14 protein-coding genes and 1 pseudogene are annotated in these 13,401 nt (G+C 68.5%); 5 read left to right on the top strand and 10 right to left on the bottom strand.

The window, feature by feature from the left end:
- A pseudogene (locus tag IEX72_RS15280) lies at window positions 1-162 on the top strand (IS200/IS605 family transposon protein TnpB); the annotation flags it as partial.
- Between the two features lie 49 nt (window positions 163-211).
- Here the strand turns inward: IEX72_RS15280 and IEX72_RS13850 are convergent.
- Entirely contained in the window at window positions 212-2,197 is a 1,986-nt protein-coding gene (locus IEX72_RS13850; RefSeq protein WP_188788361.1) for a flippase activity-associated protein Agl23, read from the bottom strand.
- 140 nt (window positions 2,198-2,337) lie between these two features.
- On the opposite strand from IEX72_RS13850, the gene ribH reads away from it, so the two are divergent.
- From ribH to IEX72_RS13835, 3 genes are read left to right on the top strand one after another with little or no spacing between them, the layout of a single operon-like run.
- Complete coding sequence (gene ribH, locus IEX72_RS13845; protein ID WP_188788358.1) at window positions 2,338-2,742, top strand: 6,7-dimethyl-8-ribityllumazine synthase; 405 nt, start codon at window positions 2,338-2,340, stop codon at window positions 2,740-2,742.
- Window positions 2,739-3,887 (top strand): pyridoxal phosphate-dependent aminotransferase, encoded by a 1,149-nt coding sequence (locus IEX72_RS13840; protein WP_188788356.1) that lies wholly within the window; start codon window positions 2,739-2,741, stop codon window positions 3,885-3,887. Before ribH ends, IEX72_RS13840 begins: the two co-directional genes overlap by 4 nt.
- 58 nt (window positions 3,888-3,945) lie before the next feature.
- The gene (locus tag IEX72_RS13835; protein ID WP_188788354.1) at window positions 3,946-4,242 is read left to right on the top strand and encodes a hypothetical protein; all 297 of its coding nucleotides are present in this window, start codon (window positions 3,946-3,948) and stop codon (window positions 4,240-4,242) included.
- Here the strand turns inward: IEX72_RS13835 and IEX72_RS13830 are convergent.
- From IEX72_RS13830 to IEX72_RS13805, 6 genes are all read right to left on the bottom strand, one after another.
- Window positions 4,199-4,867: a bifunctional 4-hydroxy-2-oxoglutarate aldolase/2-dehydro-3-deoxy-phosphogluconate aldolase gene (locus tag IEX72_RS13830; protein ID WP_188788353.1), complete on the bottom strand. Its 669-nt coding sequence runs from the start codon at window positions 4,865-4,867 to the stop codon at window positions 4,199-4,201. The genes IEX72_RS13835 and IEX72_RS13830 overlap by 44 nt on opposite strands.
- Window positions 4,868-4,960: 93 nt before the next feature.
- Complete coding sequence (locus IEX72_RS13825; protein ID WP_188788351.1) at window positions 4,961-5,722, bottom strand: ABC transporter permease; 762 nt, start codon at window positions 5,720-5,722, stop codon at window positions 4,961-4,963.
- On the bottom strand, window positions 5,719-6,681 hold the full coding sequence (locus IEX72_RS13820; RefSeq protein WP_188788349.1) for an ABC transporter ATP-binding protein: 963 nt from the start codon (window positions 6,679-6,681) through the stop codon (window positions 5,719-5,721). The genes IEX72_RS13825 and IEX72_RS13820 overlap by 4 nt, the downstream gene beginning before the upstream one ends.
- Window positions 6,682-6,740: 59 nt before the next feature.
- Complete coding sequence (locus tag IEX72_RS13815) at window positions 6,741-7,673, bottom strand: DUF7547 family protein (RefSeq protein WP_188788347.1); 933 nt, start codon at window positions 7,671-7,673, stop codon at window positions 6,741-6,743.
- Window positions 7,674-7,999: 326 nt separating this feature from the next.
- Window positions 8,000-8,548, bottom strand: a complete 549-nt coding sequence (gene dpsA / locus IEX72_RS13810) for a DNA starvation/stationary phase protection protein DpsA (protein WP_188788345.1) — start codon at window positions 8,546-8,548, stop codon at window positions 8,000-8,002.
- A 96-nt stretch (window positions 8,549-8,644) separates the two neighbouring features.
- A complete protein-coding gene (locus tag IEX72_RS13805; RefSeq protein WP_188788343.1) occupies window positions 8,645-9,436 on the bottom strand; it encodes a GTP cyclohydrolase III in 792 nt (263 codons plus the stop codon).
- A 205-nt stretch (window positions 9,437-9,641) separates the two neighbouring features.
- Between IEX72_RS13805 and IEX72_RS13800 the strand changes: the two genes are divergently transcribed.
- Window positions 9,642-10,199: an acyltransferase gene (locus tag IEX72_RS13800; RefSeq protein WP_188788363.1), complete on the top strand. Its 558-nt coding sequence runs from the start codon at window positions 9,642-9,644 to the stop codon at window positions 10,197-10,199.
- Here IEX72_RS13800 and IEX72_RS13795 read toward each other — a convergent pair whose 3' ends face one another.
- From IEX72_RS13795 to proS, 3 genes are all read right to left on the bottom strand, one after another.
- Complete coding sequence (locus tag IEX72_RS13795) at window positions 10,200-11,033, bottom strand: mechanosensitive ion channel domain-containing protein (protein ID WP_188788340.1); 834 nt, start codon at window positions 11,031-11,033, stop codon at window positions 10,200-10,202.
- Window positions 11,033-11,848, bottom strand: coding sequence for a diadenylate cyclase DacZ (gene dacZ / locus IEX72_RS13790; protein WP_188788338.1), 816 nt, complete (start codon window positions 11,846-11,848; stop codon window positions 11,033-11,035). Before dacZ ends, IEX72_RS13795 begins: the two co-directional genes overlap by 1 nt.
- An 80-nt stretch (window positions 11,849-11,928) precedes the next feature.
- Window positions 11,929-13,395, bottom strand: a complete 1,467-nt coding sequence (proS, locus tag IEX72_RS13785) for a proline--tRNA ligase (RefSeq protein ID WP_188788336.1) — start codon at window positions 13,393-13,395, stop codon at window positions 11,929-11,931.
- Window positions 13,396-13,401 lie beyond the last annotated feature (6 nt).

Here is a 13,401-nt window from a genome sequence, read left to right as displayed (position 1 = left end):
CTCACAGCGTCAGAAACGTTCCTGAGGCGGCAGACGACGGTAAGACGGTCGATGGCACGGCCTGTATGCCTCAAGTGGGACGATCATAATTGGTCAGAGTCACCACGCTTGGTTCCCAACGAGGAGCATACGAACCCGCAAGTTGCCTCCGTGGGCGGGTAAGCGATACCCCCAGCGTGAGGAAACCCCGGCGTTCACGCCGGGGAGGATGTCATGCCGCCGCTCCGTTCTCTGGCACCCGCTCGGGCGCCACCCGTTCGAGCGCCGCAGTCTCGACGAACACCACCACGCGGTCGTTCCACAGCCGGAAGTCGTGCTCGAAGGCGGTGTACCCCGACAGCGCCGCCGCCGTCTCGGTCCGGTCGTAGTCCTTCGTGACCACCACCGGCGGCGGGTCCGACAGCGACGTCTCCCTCGCCTCGTCGGGATCAGTGCTCGCGATTTCGGCGTCGTAGCGCTCCAGATACCACGGCAGCGGGAGCCGGTCGTGCCACGCGGGACCGCCGGGTGGCGCGGTGTCCAACGACGACTCGTTGCGGACGTAGAAGGTCTCCCCGTCGCCGCCGGGCGGCCGCGACCCCACGAAGAGCACGTCCGGCCCCTCGTCGTTGTCGGCGATCACCTCGCCGACGACCTCGACGGTGGGTTTGAGGTCGTTCGACGGCTGGGCCCACTGGAGCACCTGCTTGTCGGCCTCGTCGGTTGAGTTGAAGTACGCGGCGTTGGCCGCGGCCGCGCCGCCGAGCGCCGACAGCACCACGAGCGCCGCGAGTCCCACGCTCACCGCGTCGCGGGCGGCGACCGCCTCGCTCGCGCTGTCGACCACGAACGCCAGTCCGACCGCGGCGGGGATCGCGAGCGGGACGATCACGTGGACCGCGGCCCACGGCGCCTGGATATCGGTCGCGATCGGGTAGCCCACGAGCGACGCCGCCGCCCAGTAGGTCGCGAAGGTCACCACCTCCCGCGGGCCGGTCCCGCGGATCCCGTAGCGGTCGACGACGATCCCGAACACCCCGAACGCGACCACCGCGGGCGCGCCGTACGCGAGCGTCTCACCCAGGTCGTAGAGGTACGGCAGGTACGGGTGATCCTGGTGGCTCCCACCGGCCCAGGTGTCGACGAACTTCTCGGCGGCACCCACGGTGCCGGCGTTGACCACGCCCGGGAGTTGCGCGGGCGAGGCGAGCGCCTGCCACAGGTCCGGCCGCGGTGCGTAAAAGAAGAACACGACCCCGAGGAACAGGGCGGCCGACCCGACCGCGACGCCCCCGACGCGACCCAGCGACACCCGTGCCGTCGGGCCGTGCGCCAGGAGCCGGCTCGTGACCCCCGCACGCAACTGTCCGGCGACCACCCGTGCGGACTCCCCGCGGGCGCGGGCCGCGAGCAGCCGGTGATCGGCGAGCAGCGCGCCCGCGCCGAGGAAGCAGACCACGTAGAGTAGGGCGTTCTCCTTCGTGGTGAACGCCAGCCCCAGCGACGCCGCCGCGGGGAACGAGTAGCGGAGCCGACCCGTATCAACCCCGCGGACCGCGAACCCGAGCGCAGCGACCGCGAACGCGGCTACGAGCATGTCGTTCCGCATAAACCGGGAGTAGTAGACCGCGAGCGGGGTCAACGCGAGCAACGCCGCCAGGGCGAGCACCTCGGTCCGGCGGAGCCGCTCGCGGAACAGCCACGCCGCGAGCGGGAGCAGCCCGCCGACGACCGCGACCGGGAGTCGCGCCGCGAAGTCCGAAGCCGGGAGCACTGCGAACACCCAGTCGTTGACGATCGGGAGGAACGGACCGTGGACGATCGGGCGGTAGGCGTGGACGCCGGTGTCGCGGTACCGGAGGATCCAGTAGCCCACCCGCGCTTCGTCCCAGTGGAAGATCCGGCCCCCGAGGCCGACCACGCGGAGTCCGAGGGCGAGCGCGGTGATCGCGAGGAGGCCGGCCAGGAGGCGGCGGCGCCGCTTCGAGCCGCCCGCGGACCGGACCCACGAAAGCGGCCGGTCGGCGTCACGATCGGAGGTCGTGGTGCCGTCGGCGGTGTCAGAGTCGGCAGTCGTATCGGTGCCGGGGCGACCTGTCCCGGCGGCGCCGCTGTCGGCAGCGTCACCGTCGTCGTCCGCGGACGGGTCGCGCGCGGCGGAACCGTCGGTATCCCGATCGAAGGGGGTGTCGTCGGGGGGGCCCCCGTCAGGGCTCATTGTGCGCCGTTGGCGACCACGCGGTTACAACTCTTTTGTTTGCTGACGGGGCAGTCGCCGTTGTCGGACGGCGCCGGGTCCGTGTTCGCCACCGGCTCCCCGTCGATACCTCTTTACTCCCACCGGGGGACCGCTTCGGTATGACACGGCTCGGACTGGTGGTGGCCCAGTACAACTCCGCGGTCACGGAACCCATGGCGGCTGCCGCGCGCGACGCCGCCGGGGAGCGCGGCGCGACGATCGGTGACACCCTCCCGGTCCCGGGCGTGTACGACGCGCCGCTGGCGGCCGACCGACTGGCGCGCCGCAACGACATCGACGCGGTCGCAGTCGTCGGCGCGGTCGTGACCGGCGACACCGACCACGACCGGGTGATCGCCGACGCGACTGCCGGGGCGCTCACGGATATCAGCCTCGACCGCGACGTACCGGTCACGTTCGGCGTCTCCGGCCCGGGACAGAGCGGAGCCGAGGCACGCGAGCGGATCGACAAAGGTGCGGAAGCGGTAAACGCCGCGGTCGATATGGTGGAGACGTTGCAATGAGTTTCGACTTCGCGGCCCGCGTCGAACGGGTCGAGCCGAGCGCGACGTTGGCGATCAGTAACAAGGCGAGCGAACTGGAAGCGGAGGGGGTCGACGTGGTCGACCTCTCGGTGGGTGAGCCCGACTTCCCCACGCCGGGGAACATCGTCGAAGCCGGGCAGGACGCGATGGACGCCGGGCACACGGGCTACACACCGTCGAACGGCATCCCACGGCTCCGGGACGCGATTTCGGAGAAGCTCCGCGGCGACGGTATCGACGCCGACAGCGACGAGGTCATTGTCACCCCCGGCGGGAAGCAGGCGCTGTTCGAGACGTTCCAGACCCTGATTGACGACGGTGACGAGGTGGTGCTGATGGATCCGGCGTGGGTCTCCTACGAGGCGATGACGAAACTCGCCGGCGGGTCGCTGAACCGCGTCGACCTCGCGCCCTACGACTTCCAGCTCGAACCCGCGCTCGACGACCTCGCGGCGGCAGTCTCCGACGACACAGAACTCCTGGTGGTGAATTCGCCGTCGAACCCGACGGGCGCAGTCTACACCGAGGCGGCCTTCGAGGGCGTCCGCGACCTCGCGGTCGACCACGACATCACCGTGATCTCCGACGAGATCTACCAGAGAGTCACCTACGGCGTCGACCAACCCAGCCTGGCGGCGTTCGACGGGATGGGTGAACGAACAGTCACGATCAACGGCTTCTCGAAGGCGTACTCCATGACCGGGTGGCGGCTGGGCTACCTCCACGCCCCCGAGGCCCTGGCGTCGCAGGCGGCGAAGCTCCACTCTCATTCGGTTTCCTGTGCGGTCAACTTCGTCCAGCACGCCGGCGTCGAAGCCATCGAGAACACCGACGACGCGGTGACCGAGATGCGCGACGCGTTCCGCGAGCGCCGGGACATGCTCGCAGACCTCTTCGCTGGACACGACGTGGACGTGCCCGTCGGCGACGGCGCGTTCTACATGATGTTGCCCGTGGCTGCTGATGACCAGTCGTGGTGCGCGGGCGCAATCGAGGACGCACACGTCGCGACCGTGCCGGGGTCGGCGTTCGGGTCGCCCGGCTACGCCCGGATCTCCTACGCCGCGAGCGAAGATCGGCTCCGGGAGGCCGTCGACCGACTCGTCGCCGAAGGCTACCTGTAGTCGCTCCCGGCGCGATTCCGGCCCCGGAACTGCTGCAGGGGACGGCCGACCGCCCCGTGTGGGGCCGCTCGAGAGCCTCCTGCGGAGCGACGACGGCAACGTCGCGTCGGTCGATATCGGCCGCGACGACGACGCACCACGGACGGGAGCGGTCGCCGTTGTGGGGTTCGTCGACAACTTCCAGCGCGCGTACGGTGGCGCCGACGGCACCGCGGATCCGGCGTCGCTCAACGGCGACACCGACCGGCTCCGGGGCGCGGCGGCTCCCGCGCTGCGGCCACGCCGAGAGAGCGCGATCCGGCTGGGGAATCTCACTGGTCCCGCCGGGCCCGCGCGTCCCCGATGGTCCGCGTGAACTCCCGTGCGGTCCCGGTGAGAGAGTCGAACTCGCCCGCTTCGATCGCGTCCTCGTCCACGATCGCGCTGCCGGCGCCCACGACGGCCGCGCCGGCCTCAATGTAGTCGGCGACGGTGTCGATATCGATCCCGCCGGTCGGCATCAGCGGGATCTGGGGGAGGGGGCCGGCGATGCTCGCGAGGTGTCCCGGCCCCATTGACGACGCGGGGAACACCTTCGCGATGTCGGCGCCGGCCTCGTAGGCGGTCACGGCCTCAGTCGGGGTGAGCACCCCCGGCGCGACCGGGACGCCGTAGCGGTTACACGTCGCAACCACGCCGGGATCGAACGTCGGGCCGACCACGAACTCCGCGCCGCTGGTGATGGCGGCGCGAGCGGTCTCGCTGTCGAGGACGGTGCCAGCGCCCACGATCGCGGCCGACTCGTCGAACGACGCCGACAGTTCGGCGATCATCTCCATTGCGCCGGGGCTCTCGGCGGTGATCTCGAAGGCGGTTACGCCGCCGTCTGCGAGCGCCGAAGCGACCTCAATGACCGTGTCCGGGTTAACGCCGCGCATCACCGCGACCACGCCGCTGTCGACGAGCCGCTGGAGCGCCTCGCTCGTGTCGAGTGTGACCATCGTGTGTCGGAGTCGACGCTACGAGCGAATAAAACCCGCCGGCGGCGCCGGCGCGGCCGGGTGGTCACAGCCGCGGTGCCCGCGGGGGACCGCTCAGTCGGTTCTCGGCACCGACGCCGCCCCGATCGCGAAGAACGCCGCGGCCAGCACCGCTGCCGCCAGGAGGTTCGGGAGGATCGCGGCCGTCGCGTCGGCGTACGTCACCGCGCGGATCCCACGGGCGACGTACGTCAGCGGCGAGAACGCCAGGGCGGGGCGGAACCAGGCCGGGAGCAACTCGGGTGTGACAAACGTCTCCGAGAGGAACAGGAGCGGAAGCGCAACCGCGTTCGAGGCTGCGATCACGCCGTCCTGTGAGCCGGCGAGCCGGCCGATTGTCGCACCCAACCCACAGAACAGGATCACCCCGAACGCGACGAACGGCAGCAAGAGAAGCGTCGCGGGGGCCACCGGGACCGTGGTGCCGGTCACGACCACGGTGAGCACAAGCAGCAGGGTCGCCGCGGCCCCGATCACCACCACGTTCACGAGCGACTGCGCCAGCAGCCATTCCCACCGCCGGAGCGGCGTGGTCGCCACCTTCTCGAACCGGCTCCCCGCCCGGTACCGCGCCACCGTGCTGCCGACCCGCGACAGCGGGGTGAACAACACCACGACCGCGAGGTAGCCCGCGATGTAGTAGCCGTCCGGCTCCGCGAAGAGCCCGCCACCGGTCGGCTGTGTCCCCACCAGCGCCCCGAAGATCACCACGATGATCGCGGGAAAAAAGAACGTGAAAAACACCGCTGTCCGCCGCCGGAGAAAGGCGTGCCAGGCGGCGACGAACTCCGCGCGGATTCGGCTCCCGCGGCTCATCGCGCCGCCCTCCCGGCGTCGCCACCGCCCCCGTCGGGTCCAACGTCGTCGCCTGCGAGCGACTCGCCGGTGAGCTCCAAATACACGTCGCCGAGGTCGGGCTGGGCCCACGTCAGCGATTCGATCGCGATCCCGTCGGCGTCGAACGCCGCGACCGCGCCATCGATGTCGCGGGGTCCGACGCCTTCGACGACGACCTGTCCCGCCCGGGACGACACCTCGAAATCGTCGCCGAGGGCGCCGAACTCCGGCTCAGAGGCCGGCGCGCTACCGCCCGTGTCGACGACGAGCCGGCTCCGACCGCCGTGTGCCGCAATCAGGTCTTTGGGGGTCCCGACCGCGACAAGGCGACCCCGGTTCAGAAATCCCACGCGGTCCGACAGCCGCTCGACTTCCGCCATAGAGTGGCTGGTGAGAAGGACTGTCGTCCCGCCCGCCGCGAGGTCTTCGAGGAGTTCCCACAGCGCGCGCCGACCCGCGGGGTCGATCCCGGTCGTGGGTTCATCAAGGAACAGCACCTCCGGATCGTTCACCAGCGCGATTGCGACGCAGACCCGGCGCTTCTGGCCGCCCGAAAGGGTCTCGTACCACTGTTCTGTTGGCTCGCCGTCGATCCCGACGTCCGACAGGACCGCTTCGGGGTCGCGCGCGGCGTCGTACCGCCCGGCGTACTGCGCGAGCAACTCCCGTGGGGTGAGCCGGCCGGCGGGCGAGAACGACTGGGGCAGGAGGCCGATTCGCGACCGCTCCACGCCGGTGGGGTCGGCGCCCAGTACCCGGACTCGACCCTCCGCTCGCGTCGTGCCGGTCAACGCCCGGACGAGCGTCGTCTTGCCCGCCCCGTTGGGGCCCACTAGCCCGAACACTTCGCCCGTCGCAACCTCCAAGGATACCCCCTCAAGCGCCGTCACGTCGCCGTAAGACTTCCGAACGCCCTCGGCGACGAGTGCCGCGGTCATACCTCGGGGTCGGGACCGTCGGGTCCTAAGCCGTTCGGATCCGCGGTCGGGACCCCGCGCTACGCTCTCGACTGGGTGTTGTCGTCTCCCTCGCCCCCATCCCCGTCGGGTGCGTCGCCGGTGCGGTCCGCTCCGTCGGGCACGTCGCCGGTGCGGTCCGCTCCGTCGGGTGCGTCGCCGTCGGACTCACCCGCGGACGCGGAGTGGTCCCCGGTCGCGGCTTCGTCCGCCGCGTCGGCACCATCATCGCCGCGGACCTCGTGTCTGATGGATTTTAGTTCCGCCTCGACGTCGACTTCGGGGCGATCCTCGCGCGCTCGATCGTCCGCGTCGGTTTCAGGGGCATGCCCGTCGCCGGTCACCTCGATCTCGACACCGCTCGACCGAGCGTTCGGGCCCGCACCGGCCGGTCGGTCGACCTCGTCACCCTGCCGGCCACCACGGTCCGCCGTCCCTTGTGCCGTGTCGAGCCGGTCTCTGACCTCCGCCGAGAGGCCGCGCGCTTCATCGAGGAGTTCACTCGACGCCCGGTCGTCCGGAACGTCCGACTCCGCGAGCGCGGCGTCGAGTTCCGAGAGCGCACGCTCGACGCCGGAGACCGCATCCCGGCCGATACCCGCAGCGTCGCGACCCAGCCGCGACGCCGTCGACGTGCCCCGCTTGCGTCCCGACTCCCCGAGCGTCGAGCGGTCGGGGTCGAGTGCTCGAAGGGTGCCGCGGAGGAGTTCCAGCGCCCGGATGGTCGCCTCCAGCGTCGAGATGAGCGTCGGGAGCGTGTACTGTTCGGTGAACCCCAACAGCTCCGAAACCGAGGGCGGACGCGGGAACGCCGAGTCGCGCCCCGTCCGACCCCGCCGGCCCCGTTGAATAGGGGGGTCCCGGCGGTCCGGTGTCTCGTCCTGGAGTTCAGTTCTGAGCTCCGCGAGCGTGGCCTCGAGGTCATCGAGGAGTTCGGGCAGGTCCTCGTCGGGGTCGGGTGGGTCGGGGGACATACCGGGTGTTGGGGACGGGCAATCAAAACGTATGCGCCCGCAGCCGCTACGCGGGACGCGCCGCCTGATCAGTCGAACCGACCGCGCCGACGGAGTTCCCGACGTGGACCGTACGCCGGTCGGTGGCGTGGCGCTGGGGCGCGGCGTACTGACACGTCGGCGACTTCCGATCCGGCTCCGGGGTTCGGTTCCGCGGAGCGAAAGCGGCGCGAACGGTGAATCGGTCGTCGTGGGACTGCACCCCAGAGCGAGACTACTGCGTGGTCAGAACGATGCGTGGGCCGATGGCACGCGCCCGTGTCCGGTCGGAACGTCGCCTGAGAGGGCTACTGGGTCGCCGACTCGAGGACGAGCGTGTCGTCTTCGAGGTAGTGTTCGAGGTGGTGGGCGGCCTCCTCGACCTCGATCAGGTTCTCACGGATGAGGTGTGCGGTGGTCGGATCGCCGAGGTTCTCCGCGAGTTCGACGTGGTCACGGAGCGTCTCGATGATGTCGCCGTATATCGCCATATCGTTCCGAAGCGACGTTCGGATGTCGTAGACGTCCTCGTCTTCGGGGTCGACCGCGGCGTGTTCGGAGATGGCGTCGGTCCCTGCGACCGGGACGCCACCGAGCGCCTGTGCGCGCTCGGCGAGTTCGTCCGCGAACTCCTCGGCCTCTTCGGCCATCTCGCCGAGGAGGACGTGAATGTCGTTGAACTCCGCGCCCTCGACGTTCCAGTGGTGTTTCTTCAGTTGGTGGTACAGGACGTACGTCGACGCCAGATCCGTATTCAGGGCGTCAACGATCTGCTCGGCGCGCTCCGCGTCGACGCGGAGGGCGTCGCTCCCCTCGACCTCGTCGGCGTGCTGTCGGACCGCTTTCTGAGTGCTCATTGCGTGTTTCCATAGGGCCGGCACCCACTTAATACTTTGATATTCAGAAAGATCTTTTTCAGAAAGCTAAACCGAACCTGGCCGTGACCGCCCGCGTTAGTCGGTCGCAGTGCCGGCTTCTTCGGCGGGTCGACCGAGTTCGACGATGGTCCCTTCGTGGCGGCACTCCTCGAGGGCGTGTTTTGCGTCCATCCCGGCGACGTGGGGGGTGGCGGCGGTGCCGACGCCCACTTTGAGTTCGACGCCGGCGTCGGTCTCAACGTAGTCGATCGCGTCCCGGTAGTCACCCTCGTCCATGGCCGGACAGACCGAGATGATGTTATCGCCGCCGACGAAGAACGACAGGGCGCCGTGCTCCTCCCGGAGGTGGCGCATGACCGCGGCGTACCCCTGCTCGATCTGGATGAACGAGTCGAACTCGTTGAGCTGGTCGGTGTACTTCCCGGTGGCGTCGTTCACGTCGAAGTGAGCGATCCGGACGTCGCCGTCGGTGCGTTCGGTCTCTGGGAGGAACTCACCGTCAAGCACCTCGCGGCGGTCGCCGTCCTGTGCGGAACCGGCGTGCTGGAGGCCCGCAGTCGCCGCTTCCAGCGCCGCGGCCGGTGTGGCGTCGACCCCCGTCCCCAGGCTGATCGTGACCGGATACCGGTTTCCGATGGTCTCCTGCAACAGGGCGTGATCCGCCCGGTCGAGTCCGTTCGTGACCGCGACCATGTTGTCGAACCGTGTGAAGAACACGTACCCGTCTCGGGCCCCCACGAACTGCGCGAGGTCGGCAAAGAGCCGCGATTGGAGCGTTTGGAGGTCCATCTCCCGGCGCGGGTTCGGCGTTACCGTCCAGGGGCCATAGTTGTCGATCTGAACGAGTGTGAGCTGGGAATGCGTCACAGTCGGTTCGATGGACCTGGCGTATATGCGTCTTTCCGTATCAGATCGGACTACTGTCTCAAAACTGGAACGCTGCCCCGGCGGGGGCCGTCGAACTTCTGCCGCCGGTTTTTATCCGTGGGAGTAGTACCGGACGGTCGTGAGTGACCATCCAGCCGACGACGGCCCCGGTGCGAGCGGGAGCCCCAGCAGCGGTCCCGCGGACATCGACTCCGAGGACGGAGGGAGACACGACCGCCTGACCCGCCACCCGACGCCAGGGCGGCGGAACTCCCTGCGCGGCTGGACCGACGCCAAGCCGGTTTGGCGGGTGGTTCGCAACTACCTTCTGGTCTGGGTCGCGCGGATCGCGCCGTCGCTCCGGGTCCGGAGCTGGGTGCTCCGTCGACTCGGCGCCACGGTCGGCAACGGTGTCTCGTGGGGACTGGAGGCGACGCCCGACGTGTTCTGGCCGGAACTGCTCACGCTCGGCGACGACGCAGTGGTCGGCTACGACTCGGTGCTTCTGTGTCACGAGTTCCTGCAGGACGAGTACCGGACCGGCGAGGTTGTGGTCGGCGACCGCGCCATGATCGGCGCGAAAGCGGTTGTCCTCCCCGGCGTCCAGATCGGCGCGGACGCCGAGGTGGCGGCGAACTCCCTCGTGACCCGGGACGTGCCCGCCGGTGTGACAGTCGCCGGCGTGCCGGCACGCCCGATGGGGCGCGGTGATGTCGACACGGAACGGGCGGCCGACAGGAGAGACGGCGTGGCCGACCGGTGACTACTCCCGAACGCGAACCACGCCCGTCTCGAAGACGGTGCTGTTGGGGAGAATGAACTCCTCGCCGTCGTCTTCGACATGCGTCACGAACAGGTTCACCTCCTGGACGATCCCCCGGTGGTCCCCGATCACGACCTCATCACCGATGGCGTACGGCTGTTCCAACAGGAGGTACGACCCCGACGCAGCGGATTTCAGCAGGTCGGACAGCGCCAACCCGCCCAGAAAGACCACCGCAAAGAGATACCCCGCCAACAACACCACCAACGCGAGCGTGGCGACGCCGAGTTGCGAGAGCGCGATCAGGACCGCGATGTAGAACACGGTGAACTTGGCGAGCCGGGGAAACACCCCGGTCTCGGGGAGTTTGATACCGGTGAGCCGCTCGCTGATCACCATCTGCACCTTGTCACCGACCACGACGCCCACGATGAGGATGAGAAGCGCAAAAAACAGTTGCGGCAGGAACTGAACGGTGCGGCCCCAAAAGCCCGAAGCGACAGCCACGTTGCCGATCGCGAGCACGCCAAAAAAGGTGACGCCGAGGACGAACAGCCGGATCAGCGAGCCGAGCACGTCGACGGTTGAACTGCCGAACTCCCGGGCGGTTCGCTCGAAGGCCGTGCCCTCAACGGCGTGAGGAACGCCGAGCCTGACGAGGAGCCGTCTCGTGAGTCCCCCGAGGAGGATCGCGAGGATCACTCCGGCAACGGCGACAATCGCGCCGAGCCAGACGGCCCGCGGAACCGCGTCGAACAGGTCGACGAGCGGGCGAGTGTCGATCTGAGCGATCCCTGTGGCGTCGCTCCCCGCCGCCACGACCGTCTCGGTCATCAGTACTCCTCCGGATCGATCTCCAGGACGAGCCCGCCGCGTTTGAACGCTCGAACCAGGCCGTCGGACTCCGAGAGCACGATCGCGGTGGCGTTGGTGTCACGGGTGATCGCCGCGCCGGCCATGTGGCGCGCGCCCAGCCCCTTCGGGATGTCGACGCCCTCCGCGGCGGGTTCTAAGTACCGGTACGCGCTCGCGATCTTCCCCGAGTCCGAGACGACGAACGCGCCGTCGAGCCGGGAGAACTCCTTGAGCATGACGTTCACGATCGGATCGCCCACGTGGACGTGAGACTTCTCGAAGGGGTTGTACGACAGGGGTCTGGACTTGTTCATAACCTTCCCCGCGTCGCCGACAACAAACAGCGCGCCGACGGGCTTGCCCTTCTGTCCCTTCTTTCCCAGTTCGATCGCGACCTCAAACACGTCCCGGATCACGCCGGGTTCCGCCCGGGAGTTCGCAAAGAGGTCGTAGATCCCCGACCGCATCGACTCGGTGACCCGGACCCGGACCACGCCGTCGGGGTCGCCGTCGAAGATCCGGACGCTACAGGCGACGATGTCCTCGTCCTCGACCAGACCGCGTTCTAACGCTCCCTCGATGCCGAACCGGATCCGGTCTCTGACGTTGTCGAATTCCAGGGGGAGTTCGACGTAGGTTTCGGCGTCAACGGTGTTGTTTGGGGCGACCACGAGCAGATCCTCGTCCGGATCCGCCTCGGCGAACCGTCGGTAGTGGGAACTGTTCGGAGAAAAAAGCAGCACCGCTTCGACGCCCGACACGACATCGCCCAGGAGATCCGATAACGCCGACATTGGTTTCACTACGGTATCGCCCGTATAAAGCGTTGTGGACCGTTCTCACACCCCAAAGCGGTCTGACGGGCGTCAGACGGCTAGTACGACTTCGCGTAGTACGCGGTCTCGGTCGCGCCGCCGCCGCAGACCGCACACGCCTCGCCGTGGTGGATCTCCGCGTCGGGGTCGTCCAGCGGCACCAGCACGATCTCGGCGGCGATCTGGTCTTTGATCTCGGTTTCGCACGCCTCGTCGCCGCACCACGGGGCTTTGACGTACCCGCCGTGTTGCCCGAGTGTCCCCAGGATCTCCGCGCGGTCGTCGGCTTCTCTGATGTTGGACTCTAGGTTCCGTTCCGCGGCGGCGTAGAGCTTGGCATACACCTCGTCGAAATGTGACTCGACCGTCTCGGTGATCCCGTCGCGGTCGACCTCGGTGGACTCCCCGTCGGGGCGGTGGACCAGCGTTGCGCTCCCGTCGACGGCCTCGTTGGGGCCGATCTCCACCCGGAGCGGGACGCCTTTCAGCTCCCACTCGTTGAATTTGAATCCTGGATTCCGTTCGTCGCGGTCGTCGAGTTCGACTCGGATTCCCGCGTCGTCAAGGTCCGCTCTGATTCCCTCGGCGTACGCCAGAACCTCGTCCTTCGTGTCAGCCTGCCAGATCGGGACGATCACCACCTGTTCGGGCGCGAGCGCCGGCGGCAACACCAGCCCCTGCTCGTCGGAGTGGGTCATGATCAGCGCGCCGATCGCGCGCCACGACAGCCCCCACGAAGTGGTGTGGGCGATCTGTGACGCCTCGTCTTCGTCGGTGTAGGTGATGTCGAACGCGTCGGCGAAGGAGGTCCCCAGGTGGTGGGAGGTCGCGCCCTGGACCGACTTGCCGTCCGGCATCAGCGCCTCGACAGTTGTGGTGGTGTCGGCGCCGGGGAACTTGTCGTGTTCGGGTTTGGCGCCGCGGAGCACCGGCATCGCAAGCAGGTCCTCGTAGGTGGCCTCGTACTGGTCGAGCCGTCGCATCGTCTCCGCCCACGCGTCCTCGCGGGTGGCGTGGGCGGTGTGGCCCTCCTGCCAGAGGAACTCCTTGGTCCGGAAGAACGGCTTGGTTTCCGTGGCCTCCCACCGCACAACAGACGCCCACTGGTTCACCCGCAGCGGGAGGTCGCGGTGGCTCCGCACCCACTGGGAGATGTAGGGCGTGATGATCGACTCGGAGGTGGGTCGGACCGCCAGTCGCTCTTCGAGTTCGTCGTTGCCGGCGCGTTCGACCCACGCCACCTCGGGGTCGAACCCCTCGACGATGTCCTTTTCGCGTTCGAGGTAACTCTCCGGAATGAACAGCGGAAAGTAGGCGTTTCTGACGCCGGTATCCTTGAACAGGCCGTCGAGGTGGGCCTGGATCCGCTCCCACACCTCGTACGCCCGGGGGCGCGTGACGATGAACCCGCTCATACCCTCCGGGGCGTAGCTCGCGAGGTTGGCCTTCTGGACGACCTCCGCGTACCACTCCCCGGTGTTGTATTCCTTCGACTCGGTGATCCCGAGTTCCTGATCCTCAGTCATTATCCA

The organism is Halobellus salinus, assembly GCF_014646875.1.
GTDB classification, from domain to species: Archaea; Halobacteriota; Halobacteria; order Halobacteriales; family Haloferacaceae; genus Haloquadratum; species Haloquadratum salinum.
This window is presented reverse-complemented; position numbering and strand designations above follow the sequence as displayed.